The sequence below is a fragment of the Methylomonas sp. MK1 genome, from assembly GCF_000365425.1.
GTDB lineage: Bacteria > Pseudomonadota > Gammaproteobacteria > Methylococcales > Methylomonadaceae > Methylomonas.
The window spans coordinates 1,080,984-1,102,030 of the sequence record NZ_AQOV01000001.1 but is presented as its reverse complement, the minus strand read 5'-3'; the positions used below and the strand labels follow the sequence as shown (position 1 = coordinate 1,102,030).

The 21,047-nt window shown below is 52.1% G+C and carries 20 protein-coding genes; 11 read left to right on the top strand and 9 right to left on the bottom strand.

Annotation, left to right across the window (positions count from 1 at the left end):
- The first annotated feature begins 42 nt into the window (after positions 1-42).
- The gene (locus G006_RS0105070) at positions 43-1,242 is read left to right on the top strand and encodes a cation:proton antiporter (protein WP_020482084.1); all 1,200 of its coding nucleotides are present in this window, start codon (positions 43-45) and stop codon (positions 1,240-1,242) included.
- 15 nt (positions 1,243-1,257) lie between these two features.
- On the opposite strand, the gene G006_RS0105065 is transcribed toward G006_RS0105070, so the two are convergent.
- On the bottom strand, positions 1,258-2,811 hold the full coding sequence (locus tag G006_RS0105065; protein ID WP_020482083.1) for a phytoene desaturase family protein: 1,554 nt from the start codon (positions 2,809-2,811) through the stop codon (positions 1,258-1,260).
- A 414-nt stretch (positions 2,812-3,225) separates the two neighbouring features.
- Here G006_RS0105065 and G006_RS0105060 point away from each other — a divergent pair, with 414 nt between their 5' ends.
- The gene (locus G006_RS0105060; protein ID WP_033194058.1) at positions 3,226-4,089 is read left to right on the top strand and encodes a hypothetical protein; all 864 of its coding nucleotides are present in this window, start codon (positions 3,226-3,228) and stop codon (positions 4,087-4,089) included.
- A 214-nt stretch (positions 4,090-4,303) separates the two neighbouring features.
- Positions 4,304-5,047: a hypothetical protein gene (locus G006_RS0105055; RefSeq protein WP_152428805.1), complete on the top strand. Its 744-nt coding sequence runs from the start codon at positions 4,304-4,306 to the stop codon at positions 5,045-5,047.
- A 95-nt stretch (positions 5,048-5,142) separates the two neighbouring features.
- Here G006_RS0105055 and G006_RS0105050 read toward each other — a convergent pair whose 3' ends face one another.
- The 8 genes from G006_RS0105050 to G006_RS0105015 form a co-directional block, all read right to left on the bottom strand.
- Positions 5,143-5,658, bottom strand: a complete 516-nt coding sequence (locus G006_RS0105050) for an REP-associated tyrosine transposase (protein WP_020482080.1) — start codon at positions 5,656-5,658, stop codon at positions 5,143-5,145.
- A gap of 166 nt (positions 5,659-5,824) precedes the next feature.
- Positions 5,825-7,405 carry a hypothetical protein gene (locus tag G006_RS0105045; RefSeq protein WP_020482079.1) on the bottom strand — a complete coding sequence of 527 codons (1,581 nt, stop codon included), beginning with the start codon at positions 7,403-7,405 and terminating at the stop codon, positions 5,825-5,827.
- A gap of 269 nt (positions 7,406-7,674) precedes the next feature.
- Entirely contained in the window at positions 7,675-7,971 is a 297-nt protein-coding gene (locus G006_RS0105040; RefSeq protein WP_020482078.1) for a type II toxin-antitoxin system RelE/ParE family toxin, read from the bottom strand.
- Complete coding sequence (locus G006_RS0105035) at positions 7,968-8,213, bottom strand: type II toxin-antitoxin system ParD family antitoxin (RefSeq protein ID WP_020482077.1); 246 nt, start codon at positions 8,211-8,213, stop codon at positions 7,968-7,970. Before G006_RS0105035 ends, G006_RS0105040 begins: the two co-directional genes overlap by 4 nt.
- 181 nt (positions 8,214-8,394) lie before the next feature.
- Complete coding sequence (locus G006_RS0105030) at positions 8,395-8,784, bottom strand: type II toxin-antitoxin system PemK/MazF family toxin (RefSeq protein WP_020482076.1); 390 nt, start codon at positions 8,782-8,784, stop codon at positions 8,395-8,397.
- Complete coding sequence (locus G006_RS0105025; protein ID WP_020482075.1) at positions 8,778-9,032, bottom strand: AbrB/MazE/SpoVT family DNA-binding domain-containing protein; 255 nt, start codon at positions 9,030-9,032, stop codon at positions 8,778-8,780. Before G006_RS0105025 ends, G006_RS0105030 begins: the two co-directional genes overlap by 7 nt.
- Positions 9,033-9,251: 219 nt before the next feature.
- Entirely contained in the window at positions 9,252-10,535 is a 1,284-nt protein-coding gene (locus G006_RS0105020) for a DUF2130 domain-containing protein (protein WP_020482074.1), read from the bottom strand.
- A gap of 226 nt (positions 10,536-10,761) precedes the next feature.
- The gene (locus G006_RS0105015; protein ID WP_020482073.1) at positions 10,762-12,354 is read right to left on the bottom strand and encodes a SulP family inorganic anion transporter; all 1,593 of its coding nucleotides are present in this window, start codon (positions 12,352-12,354) and stop codon (positions 10,762-10,764) included.
- A 399-nt stretch (positions 12,355-12,753) separates the two neighbouring features.
- Here G006_RS0105015 and pgaB point away from each other — a divergent pair, with 399 nt between their 5' ends.
- From pgaB to G006_RS0104965, 8 genes are all read left to right on the top strand, one after another.
- A complete protein-coding gene (gene pgaB, locus G006_RS0105000) occupies positions 12,754-14,613 on the top strand; it encodes a poly-beta-1,6-N-acetyl-D-glucosamine N-deacetylase PgaB (protein ID WP_235048828.1) in 1,860 nt (619 codons plus the stop codon).
- A 7-nt stretch (positions 14,614-14,620) separates the two neighbouring features.
- Positions 14,621-15,967 (top strand): poly-beta-1,6-N-acetyl-D-glucosamine synthase, encoded by a 1,347-nt coding sequence (pgaC, locus tag G006_RS0104995; protein WP_020482069.1) that lies wholly within the window; start codon positions 14,621-14,623, stop codon positions 15,965-15,967.
- The gene (gene pgaD / locus G006_RS0104990; protein WP_020482068.1) at positions 15,964-16,401 is read left to right on the top strand and encodes a poly-beta-1,6-N-acetyl-D-glucosamine biosynthesis protein PgaD; all 438 of its coding nucleotides are present in this window, start codon (positions 15,964-15,966) and stop codon (positions 16,399-16,401) included. Before pgaC ends, pgaD begins: the two co-directional genes overlap by 4 nt.
- Positions 16,402-16,479: 78 nt before the next feature.
- Entirely contained in the window at positions 16,480-17,004 is a 525-nt protein-coding gene (locus G006_RS0104985) for a glycine cleavage system protein R (RefSeq protein ID WP_020482067.1), read from the top strand.
- Between the two features lie 4 nt (positions 17,005-17,008).
- Positions 17,009-17,479 (top strand): peroxiredoxin, encoded by a 471-nt coding sequence (locus G006_RS0104980; RefSeq protein ID WP_020482066.1) that lies wholly within the window; start codon positions 17,009-17,011, stop codon positions 17,477-17,479.
- A gap of 191 nt (positions 17,480-17,670) precedes the next feature.
- Positions 17,671-17,910, top strand: coding sequence for an OadG family protein (locus G006_RS0104975; RefSeq protein WP_020482065.1), 240 nt, complete (start codon positions 17,671-17,673; stop codon positions 17,908-17,910).
- Positions 17,911-17,963: 53 nt separating this feature from the next.
- Entirely contained in the window at positions 17,964-19,769 is a 1,806-nt protein-coding gene (gene oadA / locus G006_RS0104970; RefSeq protein ID WP_020482064.1) for a sodium-extruding oxaloacetate decarboxylase subunit alpha, read from the top strand.
- A 144-nt stretch (positions 19,770-19,913) separates the two neighbouring features.
- On the top strand, positions 19,914-21,041 hold the full coding sequence (locus tag G006_RS0104965) for a sodium ion-translocating decarboxylase subunit beta (protein ID WP_020482063.1): 1,128 nt from the start codon (positions 19,914-19,916) through the stop codon (positions 21,039-21,041).
- The last annotated feature ends 6 nt before the right edge of the window (positions 21,042-21,047 follow it).

The following is a 21,047-nucleotide window of genomic DNA, read 5'->3' as shown; positions in this document are numbered from 1 at the left end:
AATAATACCTGCCTAACGCGACTCACTCCAAACGATTGGCCGATGAACACCACTGAAATATTTCTGATTGCCTTAACCATTATCTACAGCCTGCCGTATCTGATCTGGCGAATCGGCCGGACCGACTATTTCGCGCCTTTGGTGGTGGTGCAGATTATCACCGGAATTTTGCTGGGGCCGGGGGTCTTGGGTGCCGCGTTTCCGGATTATTATGCCTTTGTTTTTAACAAACAGGTGATACAAGCGCTGAACGGTATCACCTGGTGGTCGGTGATGCTGTTTGTCTGGGTGGCAGGTATTGAATTGGATCTGCGTCAGGCCTGGCAACATCGGCTGGAAACCAGCATCACCGCTGGGTTGGCGCTGGGCGTGCCCTTGGGCTTGGGTTGCGTTGTGGCTTTGGGCATGCTGATGTTCGAAGGCTGGATGGGAGCCAAGGCCATGCCTTGGCAATTTGTGCTGGGGATGGGGATGTCCTGTGCCGTGACGGCGCTGCCGATCTTGATTTTGTTGATGGAAAAACTGGAAATTCTGCGTCAGCCCATCGGCCAGCGCATCTTGCGTTACGCCAGCATGGACGATATTGCGATTTGGGCGGTGCTGGCCTTAATTCTGTTGGATTGGGAGCGGGTAGGCCGGCAGGGCGCTTTTTTAGTGGGTTTTGCAATCAGCGCCTACGGCATTCGTAAACTAATGGCCTGGCTGCCGGAACGTGACCGTTGGTATGTCGGCATTATCGCCTTGGCTGCTACCGGTTTTGCCGCAGACTGGGCCGGGCTGCATTTTATGGTGGGGGCGTTTTTGGCCGGCGCTATCCTGGATGGCTGTTGGTTTAATCAAAACCAGCTGGACATGCTTCGCCACCATCTATTACTGACGGTGATGCCGGTCTATTTCATCAGCGCCGGCTTGAAAACCAATTGGGCAATGGGCGGCGCGGCGGTACTGGTCGTCGCCGGGGTATTGTTGTTGGTCTCGGTGTTCGGAAAGTTGCTGGGTATCCATCTGGCCGGAAAAATCCTGAAATGGCGGCGCGGCGAGGCTTCGTTGATTGGTTGGCTGCTGCAAACCAAAGCCTTAATCATGATTATCTTTGCCAATGTCTTGCTGGATAAAGAAATTATTAGCAGCGAAACCTTCACCGCCCTGCTACTAATGGCCGTGCTTAGTACCATGCTGACGGTGCCGGTGGTGTCGCCGAAACTGGCGCGGATGCAGGCGCTTATCTCGCGCGCAGAATAAGTAGGTCAGAAGCCCTTATTCATCCAGCCCTAAAGCTTTCCAAAAATCTTCTTGCTTCGCGATACCCAGTACCGCTTGTGCAGCGAGCAAGGCGGAAACGCTGACCCCGGCCACACCACCACCCGGCCGAGTCCAATGGCCGGTGTGAAACAAGCCGGGCAGGGCGCCAACTACACTTGGCCGGTTCGGGCCAATCTGATCCGGGCTGGGCGCAAAACCATAGGCTGCGCCGTGGCGGTTTAGGGTGTAGCGCTCCATGGTGCGAGGCGAGCCGGACTCCACTACCAACAAATGGTCATTGAGGCCGGGAAAATGCCGCTCGGCTTTTTCTAGTAAGCGTTGCTGAAAACCGTTCTTGGCGATGCGCCAGGATTCCCCCACGTCAAATGGACACAGTGTGGTCAGCATCATGATGCTTTGTCCGGGCGGCGCCAGCGAGGAGTCGGCGAAGGATGGCAGCGTTGCAGAAAACCAATTGCTCTGGCCGGTTTGGCTTAATGCATAGCTGGCTTCGTGGTCGAACGATTCAAAGAAAAAGCCTTCATGAGCATGATCTTGCTCAGAGAGAGGCAGGTCGGTGGCGATATAACTGGCGAAGATCGATAAGGACGGCGACAGCTTTGCCAAGCCTTCGCAATAGCCGTTTGGCAAATGCTCCCGACCGATTAACAGCTCGGCGGTGTGCTGGATGTCGATGTTGGAAACTACCGTTTCAGAACGAATCAGCTGGCCGTTTTCCAAGACGATGCCGCAGGCTTTGCCTTGCTCGACTAAAATGCGGCGCACGCTAGCATTTAGCAACACTTCGCCGCCTTGATTTTCGATGGCGGCGGCCAGTTGATTGGCGTAAACCTGGAAACTGCCTCGACAGTAATAACCGCCTTCGTAAGTGTAACCGGCCATCATCGAGGCCCAATACAAGAAGGACAATTGTGACGGTGGCAAACCCAAGTAAGGCCAGAGCATCGCGCAAGCGCTTTTCAGGCGAGCATCGACCAAAAACTCGTCCAGCGCTTCGGCCAACGTGGTGCGGCGATAGCGGAATAAATTGCCCAGCGTTTGCATCGGCGAAACCCGCGTTGCCTTACTTTGCGACAACACTTCCTCGGCCAGCATGGCTTCTTCCGCCAATACTTTACAAAGCCGGATCAGCGCCAGCAGGCGGTCTTTTTCCTGCGGAAAGTGTTCAGTCAAGCCGGCCACGAACGCCGCTTCGCCGGCTTGTAACGGGATTTCGAAATCCGGAAAAACCGCGCGGGCGTATGATGGGACAGGGATGAACAGTTCCTCCGGATCTATACCCGCCACCCGGCAGATCTTATTCATAGTGCTGCCGTTACCATAACCCTCTGGGCTGCAACCGCTGACCAGATGGACGCCGGAATCAAAATGAAAGTTTCGACGTTTGAAGCCGTGGGCATAACCACCCGGTCTATCGTGTCTTTCCACCAGCAACACGGACTTGCCGGTTTTCGCCAGCAATGCGGCGGTACTGAGACCGCCGATACCCGCGCCAATGACGACAACGTCGTAAACTTCTTTTGCCGATTCCGTGTGAACGCCGCGCATTGAGTGTCTTCTATGAGGATAAATAGCGGGTTAGCTTAGGAACAAACTCGACGGAAAACAAGTGCTTGGTTTTTGTTGGGGCAATCGCGGCAACAAATAGTCACTTGTCATTCAATACAAGGTTAGGAAAGGCGGTGTTTGTTCATTAGGGGTGTGATTTAACGAATCGTACCAATCGCTTGGATGCACTTTGTCTACCAAATCCTCCGTGCCGCAAAAACCGCCAGGAATCCAGCAAGATATTCATTGTCGCCGGGCGAGTAAGAAGCGGCAGCCGGTGATGGGCTGTGGTGAATTAGGTGGAATGGAAGCTGGAGCTTCCGAGAGTGGGAGTTCCCAAGCTGGAGCTTGGGAACCAGCAAAATGATGGAAGCTTGCAACGATGGGGATTCGCGGCGACAATCCCGCTCCGCCATGACGCCCTTACTTCCTCAACAAATCGCCCCTGTTGACACCCAACAGCGTGCATTGACCGATGCCTATCTGGCGGAGCGGATCGATGCATTGCAGGCTTATTTTCTGGGCTTGCGGGTTCAGGTCGATGCGCTGCTCTCGCCTCAACTGCCGGCTGCTGCGGGCAAGGCTTATCCTTATGGCCGTTGCGAGGAGATCACCCGCGAACTTTACGCGTTGCTCGCGACCCGGTTACGCCAACCGCAGGCGCCGGTCGAACAGCTATTGCATGACTTTATGGCTCAAGGCGGTATCGTGCGCTCGGTATGGGGCGTTTTGCGCGAACAATATTTCCAGAACGCACTGCAATTCGGCGGCTTATATGTCGATGTCGCCAACGATACCGTGGACGTGAACAAAGCGCCGGTGGAAATTCTGCCGCTCACGGCCAGCGGCTTGGTCGCCGTGCGCGATCTGGCCCATTTTCGCCGGACCGCCGAATCCTATTGGGGCGCGACTATCTACGCCAATCACCTGTTGCCCTCGCTGGCGCCGCTGTTACCCATGGTATCGGTCAGTCCCGGCCGGTTGCGGTCCGGGCTGCAATCGGCCTGCGATTATATGATTGCATTGATGTGTCGCGACAACTTCGAGCAGGCCGAAGCCTGGCTGCGCGAAGGCCCGCCGCCGCCGGATGAGGAAGCGGCCGCGTTACTGGCCGATACGCCAGCCGACCTCAGGCCCTGGACAGACAAAGGCAGAGACGAAGCCATCCTCGCCTGCCAACGCGCCCGGATCGCAGACTGTGCTGCCGATGACCGTTGGCGTCAGGCACGCGTACTGGATTATCTGCGTTCGTTGCGTGGTCCTGCGGTGACGAGTTGAGTATTTTGTTTGAAGTGGGTCAGATGGAGGATTTCCTTATAAACCTGGCCGGCCAGTTCGCGGGTGGGACAAATCACGATATTACCGTGTCTACCATTCGAAGGGTTAGCAATTCGCGCTGACCGACATCCGCTATACTGAGTCCCGATCTTATTAGTCGTCGAGGAAAAATGTACAGCTAGTAAACTCGGCTATTCTTATCCGGTTAGTGGCATTGGACCAAACCAATGATTTGGCGATATGCGATAAACATTTTCAACGTTTTATTAAAGTCGAAGCGGAGTGGAATATGGCTAGCTTGGAAGAGTTCAGAGCATTATTAAAAAAGGAGCCGGAGAAAGCGTTTACCGAGTACGTCCTGGAAATAGACGAAGTGAGTTTTGACTGGAAAGATGCCAATGCCGGTATTCGGGCCGATGGTGGCGTTCGTGATATTGAATGGCACTTTGAAAAGCCTAATATCATTAAAATGTATCCCGGTCAGGGCGGGGATAAGGAGAGACGAATATATTATTTGCCGTGGAAAAATAAGAGTTTAACCCAAGTGACTCTTGATAAAGATTCGCCGCCGTACTTTTTGACTTCCGAATTTAGTAATTGTCGGTTCACGATTCATTTTCACGACCAAAACGGGAATAGCGTGACCGTCATGCATGTTGCGGGCGATGTGAAAGGTGAAGGGGGCTTCACGGGCGGCAATACCCGAAATGACATGGAAGCGCAAAATGCTCCGCCACTTCCAGTTGTAAGAACCCGGCGTATGTCGGTTAGTAAACCGCAGCCGTCGGTACAGGGCGCATCATGGAAAAAATACAATGCATCGGCGAAAGATACGGTGTATTACGATTCGAAAGCCGTTGTTTTTGGATTTCGGAAGGGAGACGGGGGGTGGGTGTTCTATGCCCAGAATCTCGATGCAAATAAGGTCGGAAAGGGCTTAATCGACTTGTCGGCATGATATGCCACGTCATTTCCACTGGCTCCCAAGCTCCAGCTTGGGAACCCACACCCCGGAAGCTCCTGCTTCCCAAATCCTCACCAGTCTTTAACCACCTAGATCAAGCCCTCCATTCCCGCATAATTCCGCGCACTGGAATAACGCCAATGCTCAGGCAAGTCCACATAGCCGCGCTTGACCGGATTGCGGTGAATATAATCCAGCTTCTGCCGCATCGCCGCCTCGGTTTCGATCAGCTGCGGATGGCTACCTTCCTCCCAAACCTGGTATTCGCTCTCAGTCTTATACGGCCGCTTCAACAACGCCAATAATTCCAGCACCCGCGCCGAACCGCTTTGCTGAAAATCAGCGATGATTTGCTTGGCGGTATAAGCCTTAAACCGCTGCATGTCCCGGCTTAAATCCGGCGAAGCGGCGATCAGATGCAAGTGATTTTCCAGGATCACGTAACCGTAAAGCTGAATCCCGCTGTCGCGCTGCAAAAACCGCCAGGAATCCAGCACGATATTCACCGTCGCCGGACGGGTAAACAGCGGCAGCCACTGATTGACCGTTGCGGTCAGGAAGTGCGGGCTGGGGTTTTGCAGGACTCGGTAGCGGCTGCGGGTCATGGGCTATGTTCAGTTTGTTGGAACGGAAACTGGGGCTTGGGATGTGTCGATGAAAATCGCCTTACATGCCGACTGTGGCATTCATCACCCGCTCGTTTATCTCGTTATCTGGTTCCCAAGCCGGAGCTTGGGAACCAGATCAATAGTCAATTAAAAAACAGGTGGATTATTGGTTGTCCATGCTTAGCTCAATCGGCTTGTCCGGATCGAGCTTTGCGATGCAGTGAGCGCCTGGTGTGTCTCGAACGATGAAGTAATCCTTATGCTTTCCGGTTGTAGGGTTTTTTGCTTCAAAAACAAAAAACTCTTCCTTAGAGTTAGCTACGTAGGTTTCATTCCCTAAAAATGTGGGTGTTGACGACACGATGATAGGAAGAAGAGTTTTGTTATCCTCAATACTAATGACATAAGATTCCATCCACAGCTTTAAATCAGGTGTTTTAAATATTTTTCCAACCTGGTATGGAAAAAAATTTTTAGAATCATAAGACATAGACGTAATTGAAACATTTAAATCCGGCATTAACTCGGCTATCAAGCGTTTTTTTTCGGTAGTGATTCCAAAAATAAGGTTACCGTTTTCCGCTTTCGCTATGTTATGCCACGCTAAAACTTTTTCATTTTTTATTTTATCGAATAAGGAAGTTACTTTTTTTCCGTCGTAAAACAACGCTTCTCCGTCTGGCCCTTTAAACAATACGCCGTTCAATGAAGGCACCTCTTTAAAATTAACTTCAAGGTGACCCCAAGGATAAGGTGGTCTTACAACGGATTTCTCCGCTTGTTTGGCAATGACTTTGGCTAATTCCGGCGGCAAGGGGATGGGCTGGCCGTTGACGATTTCCACAGCCGTCGCCGGCAATAAGCCGAAAAACGAGCGCCGGGTGCTATAGACAAAAACCCTGTCCAATACTCGGCTGTAATAGCCATTGGAGCCAAAACATGCCAAAAGCCAGTTAGTTCCCGGCCAGCATTCGTTCCCGAGCAGTTTGGATAATTCCAATGGTTCGCCAATCGTTGGCGGCGCGGTGCGGGTATCAACCGGCACCAAATAATCGGTATCGGTGCCGTTTACCCACAGCCAACCGTCCTTGGTCAGTGCCAGATCGTAGACATCATAATAATCACTGCCATACCAAGGATCAGCCGAATGGATGGGAGGAATGGTTGTTACCCGCTTGCCTTCGCCATCAAATAACCCCAAAAAGCCATAAATGCCATATTCAGGGAAGCCCTTCGTCAAAAATCGGTACGGTTTGCCGCCGGCAATAAACTCCAGATTGACGAATTTATGGGTTCGGATATAGGGAGGACTAAGCGAACCGAGGTAGTCCGTGCCGCCTTCCACGACAAAGTATCCCTTGCCGACTTTTAACTCGGTAATGCGTCCTTGGTCCTGATGTGCTGATTCAATTTGCAATACCTTGTGTTGATCGTCTTGAAGGGCGACGTGGTGTTTGCCGGCGACGAGGTAGTAGGTTTTGCCATTTTCTTTGTATTCAACCATTAGCGGACTGCTGGTAACTGACAGTTCGTCATATTCATCGTCGCTCCGTTGCACGACAGGCCGTTGGCCGACTTCACTGAGGCAGAGGCCTTCAATCGGTTTAGCAAGTGCAATATTGACAAATCCAATGAAGACTTGGAGCGTAAGAGCAATTCCGAAAAGCCGTTTTAAGACCGCAAGGCGCAATAACCAGCGGGCATTGCGCCGTATTGCTGTCAGTGTTGAAAAAATCAAATTCATATCAATCTCAGTTATTCCCGTGATCATCTAAAGGGTTACCGCTTCCCAAAGCACCTGAAAGCATCGAATCGATTTACCGTGCAAGAGGTTGTTGGTAAGCATGTTTTTTTTCTAGTTCCCAAGCTCCAGCTTGGGAATGCTATCTCGGAAGCTTTAGCTTCCCATCTACAACCAAACGGGAAGCTAGAGCTTCCAAGGCCGGGGTTCCCAAGCCGGAGCTTGGGAACCAGATCACCCAGATCAAAACGCCTCGGATGCCATTATTCAACTCATCCAACATCATTAAATACTTCCATGCTCTGGTGAGGAATGCCGATTATTTCTATGCCGGTATTGGTAGTGATGTAAAAAACTAAATGCCGGCCTTCGGGGACACAAAAATAACCGGGTTTTATATCGTCGCGCGCCTTGCCTAGCTTGGGGTATTCCGCAAGCCAGTTGAAACGGTCGAACAGTGCGCGTAGGTATTGGTCGGCTTGCTCGGGACCCCATTGTTGAAACGTATAAAGCCAAATCTGCTCCAAATCCTCCGCTGCCAGTTGCCTGATGCGATAGCTTGGCTTCATTGGCTGTGATTTTTTCGCATCGAGGCCAAAAATTGCTCTTCGTCGAAATCCTCCTGCAACGGGCTGTCTTCGCCGGCTTGCAGCTTGGCTCTTAATGTTTGTAGTTTAAGTTCCTCTTCTTCCAGTTTACGCAAACCGGCGCGAACGGCCTCGCTAACCGACAAGAAACGGCCTTGCTGTATTTTTTCCTGCACGAAGTTATCAAAGTGGTCACCTAAAGTGACGGAAGTATTTCTAGCCATGATCTCGCTCCCGATAAGGTGTATTAGATACTAATATACAACGGGGCTTGCGCCAAACGCTTGCTTTTCCTATCCGCATCCAATTGGAAGCTGGAGCTTCCAAGACCGGAGTTCCCAAGCCGGAGCTTGGGAACCAGAGCAACCAGAGCCAGATCACGACTCAATCCGGCACATCGGTAGATCAGCCAGAGCCGACTTGAATGATCTGATTCAACCGCTCGCAAACCTGAGTGAACAAATTGCCAGGCAAGACCTTGAGCGGATGGGGTTTGGCTTTGCGCAAGCGCCAGTCGAAGGATTTGGGTTGGTGGCAGAGCACATAACTGGTTTGTTCGGCTTTGCGGCCGCCGGTTTTACCGACGGCGACCGCAAACGGGTTGTCGGCGTTATAGGCGGCGGTCGTCATCGGCAGGCCGATCACCAGCGAGGTTTTTTCGTTGAAGATGCGTGGCGAAAGCACTAAAAACGGATGGATGTCGCGCATTTCCTGGCCGACTTGCGGATTGCAATCGATCCAGATGATGTCTTGCCTTTCCGGTACCCAAGCCGCTGTTTGCTTACGGCTTACCAACGTTCGGCACCGATTGTTTCCGCGGTTGCCATGGCTTCGCCGCCGTGCCGCTCGGGATCGAAACGGGCCAAACGTTGTTCCAACGTTAAAGCTTCGTCGGCTAACGGGGTGATAATCACCTTGTCGTCTTCGACGGATACCCGTACTCGTTGATGGTTGTGCAAATGGGCGGCTCTGGCAATGGCCGCCGGTAGGCGCACGCCCAGGCTATTACCCCATTTTTTGATGTCGAGTATGGCTTCGGTCATGATGTTTCCCTGGAATGTTTAAACGTGAGTATAAACATGGTTTTATATTCGGGTCAATTTTGTGAATTTCTCTAGTCCTCTAGTTCCCAAGCTCCGGCTTGGGAATGCTATCTCGGAAGCTTTAGCTTCCTATCTACAAACAGACTGGAAGCTGGAGCTTCCAAGGCCGGGGTTCCCAAGCCGGAGCTTGGGAACCAGATCGACCGGCTGGGAGAAAGGTCAATCCAACTCATCATCCATTCCAAGCGCCCGCATTTCCAAACCTTCAATTTCCTGCAAAGACTTGCCGGCGATGCCCTGCAAATCACCGTACATGCCGACCGTAGCATTCATCACCCGTTCGATTTGTGCTTCGCGTTTGGCCCATTGTTTGGTGATGGCTTTGCGTTCCTTGTCCAGGTCTTCCTGCATGGTGGAGAAGGCTTCGACGATGGCTTCCACCCGGTGGCGGAAGCGGGGACCGGTCAGGTATTGGTAGACCATCTCAGTCTTGCTGTGTTGGCCTTCGGCGGCGAGGCGGGCCATGCCCACTTCCAGCAGGGTGTGGCGCAGCACGGTGGCGACCGGCAAGGCGGCGCGCGGGGCGGTGACCCAGATGCCGTCGATCACTTCGAAGCTGTCCACGCCTTTGGGCAGGGCGTGGCTGACCAGTACGGCAATATCGGCCTTGGCGTTGCGCTGGTCTTCGCGCAGTTTCACCAGCCAGCCGTCGCTCCAGTTTTTGGTGCGTTTGGCTTCCCAGAGGATGCTGCCGGCGGCTTGCCCGGAGCCGCCGACCACGCGTTGCAGCAGGTCGCCGCCGAATTCGCCTTTGGCCACCGGTTCGATGTTATCGAACGGAAACTTGGCGCGCAGCAGGTTTTCCAGCTCTAGTTCCTGCACTTCGCCTTGTAGTTGCTGCGAGCCTTGTTCGGCTTTTTGTTTCAGTTCCTCGATTTTTTGCTGCATCGATGCAATGGTTTGGTCTTTTTCCATCACTCGTAGCTTCAGGCCTTCCTCCGCTTCGCGTTTGGCTTGGTTGCGTACTTCGTTGAGATTGGTTTGCACGCGTTTTTCGATGGTCAGTTCCAGCTCGCGCTTGGCGTCGTCCAGTTCCCGTTGTTTCTTGATCAGCTCGGCTTGGGCTTGTTGGGCTTCGGCCAGTTTGGCGTCGCGGACTTTCAAGACTTCGTTCAGTTCGGCCAGCTCCCGGCTTTTGTGCTCCAGTTCGGCGGCGGCAGCTTGTTTGGCTTTGCGGGTTTCTTCCTCGATCACCCGCTGGCGTTCGGCTTGTAATTGTTTGGCGACTTGTTGCGCGACTTGTTCGTCCAGGCCGCGCTTGGCCTCCGCCAGTTGTTTTTCCTGATCCTTGATGTCTTGTTCGCGCACGGCGATGGCTTGGTCTTTTTGTTGCAGCTGCTGTTCGAATTGTTTGCGGGTGGCGGCGAGTAACGGCGCGGCCAGCGATTCCGTCAACGGTACTTGCGTGCTGCAATTGGGGCAGATGATGGTGGCTTCGGTCATGTTGGGTGGTTTTTAGATAGTAAGAATAGGTGTAACTATTCAGCAAATCGCAAAACCCGGCAAGCCGCCGAAAGCATGTCCCCTCTCCTGATGGAGAGGGCTGGGGTGAGGAGAATTAAACTGGCAAAGTGCCTTATTTTGATTCCCCTCACCCTGCCTCTCCCGCTGGAGAGGATCTGCGGTCCTTTGCGCTGAAGAGATACTAATTTTTTGAGGCGCCCTATATTTATCTGCGCTGTCTAGCGGCTAAAGCATGGTCGCCCAGAGATTCCAGATCGGCCAGGCCATGAATTTCGCAACGGCCGCCGCGAGCGATGTAGTCTTCTCGGTAATGGGCGATAAACTCCATCACGGTGTGGTCGATCAAGTCGGCGGCGCTTAAATCGAAGATCACGGTTTGGCCGTCCGCCAGGTTGGCGACTTGGCTTTTTAACGCCAGAAAGTTGGAGAACAGCGCCGCGCCACTGACTTTAATAATCCAGCTGTTCGGCCCGTTGGCTTGCATTTTATAAGATATGGATAGCAGGTTACCCAAAGACACGCCGCGACCGATATGCAGCAATAATTTAGCGGCGATGCCTATCAGCACGCCGATCAACAAGTTGCTGGCCAGTATCGCCAGGATGGTAATTAGGAACAAAGCCAGCTGTTCCTTGCCCAGGTCCATACTTTTGGCAAAGGCTTGCGGCGATGCCAATCTAAAGCCGGTATAGACCAGCAGCGCGGCCAGCGAAGCCAACGGTATTGTCGAAATCAAATCCGGAAACAACACGACAAATAGCAGTACGAAGCCGCCGTGAAAGAAATTGGCCCAGCTGCTACGGCCGCCGGCGTCGATGTTGGCCGAGCTGCGGACGATTTCCGCAATCATCGGCAAGCCGCCGATCATGCCGGAGACCACGTTGCCGATGCCGACCGCGCGCAGTTCTTTATTTAAATCCGAATAACGTTTTTGCGGATCGAGCTTGTCGACGGCAGCGGCGCTGAGCAGGCTTTCCAGGCTGCCGACCAGACAGATCGACACCACGCTTTCCCAAAAGGCAAATGCGCTTAATTTGCCGAAATCCGGCAGATAGAAACTAGCTAGCAGGCTGTCCGGGAAAGTTACCAGAAAGTGTGGTGCAAACAGGATGTCTTTCGGCACGATGAAGGCTGCGCCGGGTTGCAGTTGCTCGAGCTGGAACAGATGGCCAAGCAAGATGCCGGAAGCGATGACGATAATGGGCGCCGGAATCTTGCGCAGCAAGGGTTGTTGAATCTGCGGCCAGCCGATCAGTACTACGATGCCGGCCAATGCGATCAAGCCGATTTGCGGCATGAAGTAAATCAGACTGTGCGGCAACGCGGCGATGCCGGACAGGATGCTGGCGCCTTGGCTTTGCACGCCGGCCAACACCGGTAATTGTTTGCTGATGATGATAATGCCGATCGCTGCCAGCATGCCGTGTACCACCGAGGCCGGGAAAAACGCCGCCAGCCGGCCGGCTTTGAAATAACCCAACACGGTTTGTAGAGCGCCGGCGACGACGATTGCCGCCAAAGTGTAGCGGTAGCCGGCCATTGCATCGCCGTCGCCCAGGGTTTGCACCGAGGTCAGAATTACCACTATCAAACCGGCTGCCGGGCCGGTGATGGTTAATTGCGCGCCGCCGATCCGCGATACCAGCAAGCCGCCGACGATGGCGGATATGATGCCGGCCATGGGCGGAAAGCCGGAGGCGACAGCTATGCCTAGACACAATGGCAAGGCGATCAGAAACACCAAAAAGCCGGCAGTAAGGTCTTGCCGCCAATGATTTGCTAGCGAGGGTTTTTGCATGAATTCTCCAGGGGTGGTGTACTGGCCCGCCATACGTCGAGTTAATCGGTTGGTGGACTGGATGAGGTTTTTTATTCAATCATAACCAGTTTTTTCCGAACATTATGAAGTTTGTGGGGCGGATGACGTTCGAGCTTTTTGTCATGGGCGTGGCTAAACTGGAGTTGACGGCCTTAGTCGCAGGCTGGTTTTAATGTTTGAGCATGCCTGCGACAGTGTGTCGCACGGACAAATAAAACAGGCCAAGCCTTATGATTCGGGTAAAATGCGCCGTCCAATTCTGGTCTTTTTTAACACTGAGAACCAGCTGTTTCCAGTCTCTTTTCCCGCTTTAAATTAATGAATATGCACTTTGTTGCCCGTGTAATTTTTGTCTTTTTCTGTTTGTTCACAGGGCCCTTGCTGGCCGCTGATTCGGGTAACTCCAGCTTTCTAGTATTGAATTATCACGACATTCTCGAAGAAGAAGAGCGGGTGCCGCCGTTTGATCGGATTGCGGTCAACAAAGACCATCTTGCCGATCATTTTGCCTGGTTGAAGCAGAACAACTATCACGTTATCAGCGTCCAGGATTTGCTGGATTGCATGAAGGGCGACAAGGTTTTACCGACGAAAGCCGTGATGTTGACGTTTGACGACGGCTACTTGAGTTTTTATACCCGGGCCATGCCTTTGCTGAAAAAGTACAAATATCCGGCCACCTTGGCGGTAGTAGGTTCTTGGCTGGAGCAGCAGAATGTGCCGGGCGTAAAACCGTTAATGACGCCGGCACAGATTCGTGAAGTGGCCGAGAGCGGTCTGGTCGAGATTGCTTCGCACACCTATGATTTACATCACGGCATCGTCGCCAATCCGCAAGGCAATCAGCAAAGCGCGGTAACTTCGCGTTTGTACAGCAACGAATACGACGAATACGAGAAAGACGAAGACTATCGTAAACGGATTTTCCAGGAAGTGGATAAAAGCTCCGAGCGTTTGTTTCAAATATTGGGCAAGCGGCCGCGGGTGATGGTGTGGCCTTACGGCGAATTTAACGCGATTGCGCTGGAAGCCACGAAATTGGCGGGCATGCGTCTAACCATGGGACTGAACGACGGTGCCAATACTCTGGCTGATGCGTACGTGATGAAGCGGATGATGATCACCGATGATGTGAATGCTAAACAGTTTGGCGAGATCGTGAAAAACCAGCGGGTTGGCCAGGAGTTGCGGGTCGCGCACGTGGATATGGATTACATCTACGACGATGACGAGGAACAGACCGAGAAGAATTTGGCTTTGGTGGTGGAGCGAATTAAAGCTAGCGGCGCCAATACCGTCTATCTGCAAGCCTATTCCGATCCGGACGGCGACGGTAACGCCGACAAACTGTATTTTCCTAATCGGCATTTGCCGGTGCGCCGGGATATGTTCAATCATGTAACCTTGCAATTGCGGACACGGGCGGGCGTGCGAGTCTACGCCTGGATGCCTATCATGGCTTATAAAGCCGATGTGCCGCTGAAATGGTATGTAAAGGAATGGCGCGATGGCGAGCCGCAATTATCCCGGCATATCTACACCCGCTTGTCGCCGTTTAACCCGGAAGCGCGGCAGTTTGTCGGCGAAATTTACGAAGACCTGGCTAAGCATTGCGACTTTAACGGCATTCTGTTTCATGACGACGGGATTTTGTCGGATTTCGAGGATGTGTCGCCGCAGGCGATGGAGTTTAGCCGCAATGTGTGGGGGATGCCGGCCGAGTTCGATACCATTCATGCGTCTAGCGAGTTACGCTTGCGCTGGGCGCAGCATAAAACCGAGTTGATCGGCCAATTCACCGATTATTTGGCCGACAAGGTCAGGTTTTATCGGCCTTATATTAAAACTGCCCGTAATTTTTACTCCTTGCCGCTGTTAAAGCCGTATAGCGAAGAATGGTATGCACAGTCTTTCCCGGCGTTTTTAAAGCATTATGATTACGTGGCGGTAGAGGCGATGCCTTTTATGGAGGAGGCGGAAAATCCCAAGCAGTGGTTGATAGAGTTAGTGGAAAAAACCGCGCAATATCCGGGCGGCTTGGACAAGATGGTGTTCGAATTGCAGGCGGTTAACTGGAAAACCAAGCAAGATATTCCCATGCCTATTTTTACCGAGCAATTCGAGTTATTGAAAATGCACGGCGCTAAACACATTGGTTACTATCCGGATAACGTGTTTAACGATCAGCCGAAGTTGGCGGAGCTGAAAAAATTCTTCCCGGTTTCGAGAAAGGATTAAGCGATAAATGGAGAACTTGATAGACCAAGCGTGGGTGCAGCAATTTATCGATTGGTGGTTAATCACCCAGGAAAATTTGCAGGAAGTACCCTGGTGGCAATTCAACGAATGGTTGTCGCGCTTTGTGTTTTATTATCCGCTACTCATGGCTTATGTCTGGATGTTGGGCGGCATGATTTATTACTTTCGTTGGGAGCGGAATCGCGGCAATGTTTTGTCCGATCTGCCCGAGTTGTCCGAATATCCGGCGGTATCGATTCTGATCCCTTGTTATAACGAGGGCGAGAATGTCCGAGAGACCATCGAATACCTGCTGCATCAGCAATATCCCAATTATGAAATCATCGCCATCAACGACGGCAGCAAGGACAACACGCTGGACATCTTGCACGAACTGGCCGACCAGCATCCGCAAATTCGGGTGGTCAATTTAGCCAGCAATCAAGGTAAGGCGGTAGGTTTACGCACGGCGGCGTTGCTGGCTAATAGCGAGATATTGATTGGCATAGACGGTGACGCCTTGCTGGCGCCGAATGCCACGGCCTGGATCGTCCGACATTTTCTGGAAGATCCACATGTCGGCGCGGTAACCGGCAACCCGCGTATCCGCAACCGCTCCACTTTGCTGGGCAAAATTCAGGTCGGGGAGTTTTCCGCCATCGTCGGTATGATCAAGCGTGCGCAGCGTTCCTATGGTCATGTCTTTACCATTTCCGGCGTGATTGCCGGATTTAGAAAAACCGCGCTGCACGATGTCGGCTATTGGAGTCCGGATATGGTCACCGAGGACATTGACATCAGCTGGAAATTGCAGCTGGCCGGCTGGGCGATTCGGTTTGAGCCGAATGCCTTGTGCTGGGTATTGATGCCGGAGACCCTAAACGGCTTGTGGAAGCAGCGTAGTCGCTGGGCCCAGGGCGGGGTCGAGGTGTTGTTACGTTATTTCCGGTCGCTGTTTCGCTGGCGTTCGCGTGGTATGTGGCTGCTGTATCTGGAATGCTGTATCAGCCTGACCTGGGCGTTTTTGGTGGTGGCGATGCTGGCTTTAGTGCCGTTCGAGTGGCTTAGCAGCGAACCTCAGGAGGCTTTGGAGGATTTGTCGCCGCATTGGACCAGTATGTTGTTATGCGTCACCTGTTTGATTCAGTTTGCCGTCAGTTTGACTATCGATTCCAGTTACGAACGCAAGAGCGGCGGCTCCGCGCAGCATTACTACTGGATGATCTGGTATCCGATTATCTACTGGCTGATCAACGTTGGCACCACTATTAACGGTTGCATCAAGGCGTTACGCAAAAAGCGCGGCCAGCGTGCGGTGTGGGTGACTTTGGATAGAGGCCTGAGGCAAAAATGAAAGACATCATCATCAACCAACCGCATTTGCAAAGCTTCCAACAAAAATGCGGTTCGGCGTTTATGTCGCTATTAAGCTGGATACTTTGGCTGTACTTTTTGTGGCCCTTGTTTACGCTCGGTGCCTGGCTGATGGGTTTGAAAAGCTTGTCCGACGAGATTCGCTGGTTCGGCGGGTATAAAACGCTGTTGGAACTATTGCAGTTGTACGGCGAGATTGTGGTGATCATTGCCGTTATATGGTTGTTTTGGACCTTGTATTTGTCCTGGCTGCATTCCAGCGTCGCGCCGAAGCGCACCGCCCCCGTAACGGATCAACAGTTGGCGGTGGCGTTTAAAGTCGATGAGACCCTGGTAACGGCGGCGCGAGCCAGCAAGAAAGTAACGGTACACTTCGATAATCACGCGGTGATTACCGATATAGATTCACAGTAGTCGGGATTGCTTGGTCGCGGTTCTGCTTTTCGCAGTGTTGATGTTACACTGCGCTAGGCGTAATCAAGGACTTATTTTATGCAACTTGCAATCACAGTGTTGGGCAACAAGTCCAACGGTTTTATCGCGGAAATCCTGTCGGCGCTGAGTGCCTGTCAATGCAGCGTGGTGGAGCTGCGCACGTCCAATCTGACTCAAATCACTGCGGCTTACGTGCTGATTGCCGGCAATTGGAATCATATTGCCAAGCTGGAAGGCATGCTGGAAGCGATAAAAATTCGATTCGAAATTCAGATGAGTTTTTTACGGCCGGATGAAATGCCGCCGGTGTTGGAGGGGGTTCCTTATACTTTAGAAACCATTTCCATGGATAAGAACGACGTGCTGTTCGCGGTCACATCGTTTTTGTTGGAAAGAGGCATTTGTATCGAAGAAGTCACGGCCAGCCGCCATCAAGCGGCATTTTTTAACACACCGGTGTTTTCCACAAAATATGTATTGCTGGTGCCGCCGGAAGTACGAATTTTATCGCTGCGTGAAGAATTTCTGGATTTTTGCGACAGCTTGAATATCGACGCTATTCTTGAACCCATCAAAAGGTGATCTGATGACTTTAGCCACTCTCGGCGCCGCCGTTCCCGATTTCGAAATTGCCGCCACTGGTGAAAAAACCGTCAAACTGAGCGACTATCGCGGCAAAAAAGTCGTTTTATATTTTTATCCCAAGGACAACACCCCCGGCTGTACCCAGGAAGGTCAAGGCTTTAGGGATAATATCGAACAGTTCAAGCAATTAAATACCGTTATTCTCGGTGTATCGCGTGACAGCGTGAAAATGCACGAAGGCTTTAAATGCAAACAGGAGTTTCCGTTCGATTTGTTATCTGACCAGGATGAGAGCCTTTGCAATTTATTTGATGTCATCAAAATGAAAAGCATGTACGGCAAGCAAGTGCGGGGCATAGAGCGCAGCACTTTCGTAATCGACGAAGACGGCGTGTTGGTCAAGGAATGGCGCAAGGTCCAAGTTAAAACCCACGTCGCCGAGGTGTTGAGCTACTTGCAGTCGGCAGCTTAATAAACCGACGCCAGACCTTATCTATCGATCATGCTCTTCACTTAGCGTCAGACTAAGCAAAACGACAGTCTAAGAATCCTGTTTTGCCTTACGCTGGCTAAGGCAATTAAACCCTTCGCCCCGCTCAGGATTGTTTAATCCGGCGGTTTTGGCGATAATGAACTCAGTTTTTAATCATTTGGACGAAACACATGAACGAAATGCTGTCCTCAGGGATTGAGCTGATGTTAATAGGCATGGGTATGGTCTACGCATTTTTAGCCATGTTGATTGTGGCAATCAATGTGATGTCCCAACTGGTGCGCCGCTATTTTCCGGAAATGCCTGCCAAGTTTTCGGATCAACCTGTCGTGGCAGGCAACGATAAAGCGATGATAGCCGCTATTACCGCCGCCGTTCATCAATACCGCAAAAAACACAAACACGGATAATCACACCCACAAGGTAGCAGTACTAGACCCAAAAACGTCATTAGGAGAAAAGAGTGGAAAAGGTAAATAAGCCCCTAGGAATTACTGAAGTGGTATTACGTGACGCCCATCAGTCAATTCTGGCGACCCGGCTACGTATCGAAGACATGCTGCCGATTTGCGGGCAGCTTGATCAAATCGGATACTGGTCTATCGAGTCTTGGGGAGGCGCCACCTTTGATGCCTGTATTCGCTATTTGGGCGAAGATCCTTGGGAACGTTTGCGTCTGTTAAAAAAAGCCATGCCCAACACCCCGCAGCAAATGCTGTTCCGGGGACAAAATATTTTGGGCTACCGGCACTATGCCGACGACGTGGTCGATAAATTCGTCGAGCGTTGCGTGGTCAACGGTATAGACGTATTTCGGATTTTTGATGCGATGAACGATATGCGTAATATCGAACGTGCGATTAAAGCCGTGCTACATACCGATGCCCATGCTCAAGGTACCATTTCGTACACCACCAGCCCGGTGCACACGATCAAGAAATGGGTCGAGCAAGGCAAGCAAATCGAGGACATGGGTGCGCATTCTATCTGCATCAAAGACATGGCCGGATTGCTGACGCCTTACGATGCTTACGAGCTGATCAGCAAGCTGAAAAAAGCTGTGGCGATTCCGATTCATATGCAATGCCATGCCACCACCGGTTTGAGTGTGGGTACGTATATCAAAGCCATCGAAGCAGGTGTCGATAATGTTGATACGGCGATCTCTTCGCTGAGCATGACTTACGGTCACAGCCCCACCGAAACCATCGTGGCTGCAATGGCCGGCCAAAAACGCGAAACCGGTTTGGATTTAATCAAACTGGAAAAAATCGCCGCTTATTTCCGTGAAGTGCGCAAAAAATATGCGCAATTCGAAGGCAGCTTGAAAGGCGTCGATGGCCGGATTTTGGTCTCGCAAGTGCCGGGCGGCATGCTCACCAACATGGAAAGTCAATTGCGCGAGCAAGGAGCTGCTGATCGTTTCGACGCGGTGATGCAGGAAATTCCGTTAGTGCGTAAAGACCTGGGTTATATCCCGCTGGTGACGCCCACTTCGCAAATTGTCGGCACCCAGGCGGTGTTGAACGTACTGGCCGGCGAGCGTTATAAAACTATCAGTAAAGAAACGGCAGGCGTACTGAAAGGCGAATACGGCGCTACCCCAGCACCAGTTGATAAAGATTTACAGGCCCGCGTTTTGAATGGCGCTGAGCCGATTACGTGCCGACCGGCGGATTTACTGGAAGCCGAGATGGACAAACTGGTTGCCGAAGTAAAAGCCAAAGCCGAGGCAGAAGGTGTGAAGCTGGCAGATAGTGTTGAAGAAGATGCTCTTATCGATGGCTTGTTTGCACAAATTGGCTGGAAGTTCATTCAAAACCGCGGTAACCCGGCGGCTTTTGAACCAGTGCCGGGGATAGAGAGCGCGGCAGCGCCGTTGCCGGCAGTTGCCCAGAAATCCGGCGTCGCTGAGACTTACACCGTTAATGTCGATGGTAAAAACTATCACGTAGCCGTGGCGCCGGGCGGTGCCGACTTAGTCGTCAAGCCGGTTACAGTGCAGTCCGTTTTGGACAGCGGCCCCATGTTGGCAGCGACCGCGCCTATCGTTAGCGGCAGTGGCTTTGTGGAATCGCCACTGGCCGGGGTGGTGCTCAAAGTCAATGTCAATGTCGGCTCCCACCTCTCCGAGGGCGATGTGGTTTTGATTATGGAAGCGATGAAAATGGAAACCGAGATCCGCGCCAAAGTCGCCGGTATCGTCAGCGCGGTAAACGTCCGTCAGGGCGATTCTGTAGCGGTCGGCGACGTATTGGTCACCTTGTAATAATTCTTATCGTTAAAAAGTAGTCTTGGTCTTATAGCTTGGGACCGAGATCTAAGTAATCCTCTGATCAGCTATTCGCGCCACGCTGCTGGCTGGCGCGGGTATCAGTGATTCTGATCAAACAACCGATTTAATACATACTCCATGGAAAATCTTAGACTGTTGTGGGAAAGCACAGGTATCTATAACGTTACCGGGCCGCAAGTCATTATGATGGCGGTCGGGTTTTTATTGCTGTATCTGGCTATCAAGAAAGGCTTTGAGCCCTTGTTGCTATTGCCGATAGGTTTTGGCGCGGTGCTGAGTAATATCCCGGTCGCCGGCATGATAGACGAAGGCGGCATCCTTTATTACCTGTATGGCGGTATCAAGGCCGGTATATTTCCGCTATTGATTTTCATGGGCGTTGGTGCGATGACCGATTTCGGCCCGATGCTAGCCAACCCTAAAACTTTGTTTTTAGGCGCCGCGGCGCAATTCGGTATTTTCGCGACCTTATTTGGCGCGTTGGCGTTGAATGCCATTCCAGGTATGGACTTTACCTTAAAGCAAGCCGCGGCCATCGCCATCATCGGCGGTGCCGACGGTCCGACTGCGATCTATGTGGCGTCCAAATTGGCTCCTGAATTGTTGGGAGCGATTGCCGTAGCCGCATATTCTTACATGGCATTAGTTCCCTTGATTCAACCACCCATCATGCGCGCCTTGACCAGCGAGCAAGAGCGGCGGATAGAAATGCAGCAGCTCAGAGTGGTCAGCAAGGCGGAAAAAATCGTTTTCCCGCTAATGCTGCTGGTTTTGACCGCCATGTTGCTGCCTTCGGCAGCACCATTGGTCGGCATGTTTTGCCTAGGTAATCTGATGAATGCCAGCGGCGTGGTGGACAGACTCAGCAAAACCGCGCAAAACGAATTGATCAATATTGTTACAATTTTCCTGGGTTTGTCGGTTGGCTCCAAGCTGAGCGCCGAGGCGTTTTTAAAAATGGAAACCCTGGGTATTTTAGGTTTGGGTGCAGTGGCGTTTTCTATTGGTACCGCCAGTGGCGTCATCATGGCAAAAATTATGAATCGTTTCAGCAGTACGCCGATTAATCCTTTAATTGGCGCTGCCGGTGTTTCCGCCGTGCCGATGGCAGCCAGGGTAGCCAATAAAATAGGCTTGGAAAGCAACCCGCATAACTTTTTGTTAATGCACGCCATGGGACCGAACGTAGCGGGTGTGATCGGCTCCGCCGTGGCCGCGGGCGTGTTGTTGAGTTTGGTGCGTTAACACTAA

Bases quoted from the DNA above. Each gene is read 5' to 3' on its own strand.
- G006_RS0105070 (WP_020482084.1), top strand. From the start codon at position 43: ATGAACACCACTGAAATATTTCTGATTGCCTTAACCATTATCTACAGC.
- G006_RS0105065 (WP_020482083.1), bottom strand. From the start codon at position 2,811: ATGCGCGGCGTTCACACGGAATCGGCAAAAGAAGTTTACGACGTTGTC.
- G006_RS0105060 (WP_033194058.1), top strand. From the start codon at position 3,226: ATGACGCCCTTACTTCCTCAACAAATCGCCCCTGTTGACACCCAACAG.
- G006_RS0105050 (WP_020482080.1), bottom strand. From the start codon at position 5,658: ATGACCCGCAGCCGCTACCGAGTCCTGCAAAACCCCAGCCCGCACTTC.
- G006_RS0105045 (WP_020482079.1), bottom strand. From the start codon at position 7,405: ATGAATTTGATTTTTTCAACACTGACAGCAATACGGCGCAATGCCCGC.
- G006_RS0105040 (WP_020482078.1), bottom strand. From the start codon at position 7,971: ATGAAGCCAAGCTATCGCATCAGGCAACTGGCAGCGGAGGATTTGGAG.
- G006_RS0105035 (WP_020482077.1), bottom strand. From the start codon at position 8,213: ATGGCTAGAAATACTTCCGTCACTTTAGGTGACCACTTTGATAACTTC.
- G006_RS0105025 (WP_020482075.1), bottom strand. From the start codon at position 9,032: ATGACCGAAGCCATACTCGACATCAAAAAATGGGGTAATAGCCTGGGC.
- G006_RS0105020 (WP_020482074.1), bottom strand. From the start codon at position 10,535: ATGACCGAAGCCACCATCATCTGCCCCAATTGCAGCACGCAAGTACCG.
- G006_RS0105015 (WP_020482073.1), bottom strand. From the start codon at position 12,354: ATGCAAAAACCCTCGCTAGCAAATCATTGGCGGCAAGACCTTACTGCC.
- pgaC (WP_020482069.1), top strand. From the start codon at position 14,621: ATGGAGAACTTGATAGACCAAGCGTGGGTGCAGCAATTTATCGATTGG.
- pgaD (WP_020482068.1), top strand. From the start codon at position 15,964: ATGAAAGACATCATCATCAACCAACCGCATTTGCAAAGCTTCCAACAA.
- G006_RS0104985 (WP_020482067.1), top strand. From the start codon at position 16,480: ATGCAACTTGCAATCACAGTGTTGGGCAACAAGTCCAACGGTTTTATC.
- G006_RS0104980 (WP_020482066.1), top strand. From the start codon at position 17,009: ATGACTTTAGCCACTCTCGGCGCCGCCGTTCCCGATTTCGAAATTGCC.
- G006_RS0104975 (WP_020482065.1), top strand. From the start codon at position 17,671: ATGAACGAAATGCTGTCCTCAGGGATTGAGCTGATGTTAATAGGCATG.
- G006_RS0104965 (WP_020482063.1), top strand. From the start codon at position 19,914: ATGGAAAATCTTAGACTGTTGTGGGAAAGCACAGGTATCTATAACGTT.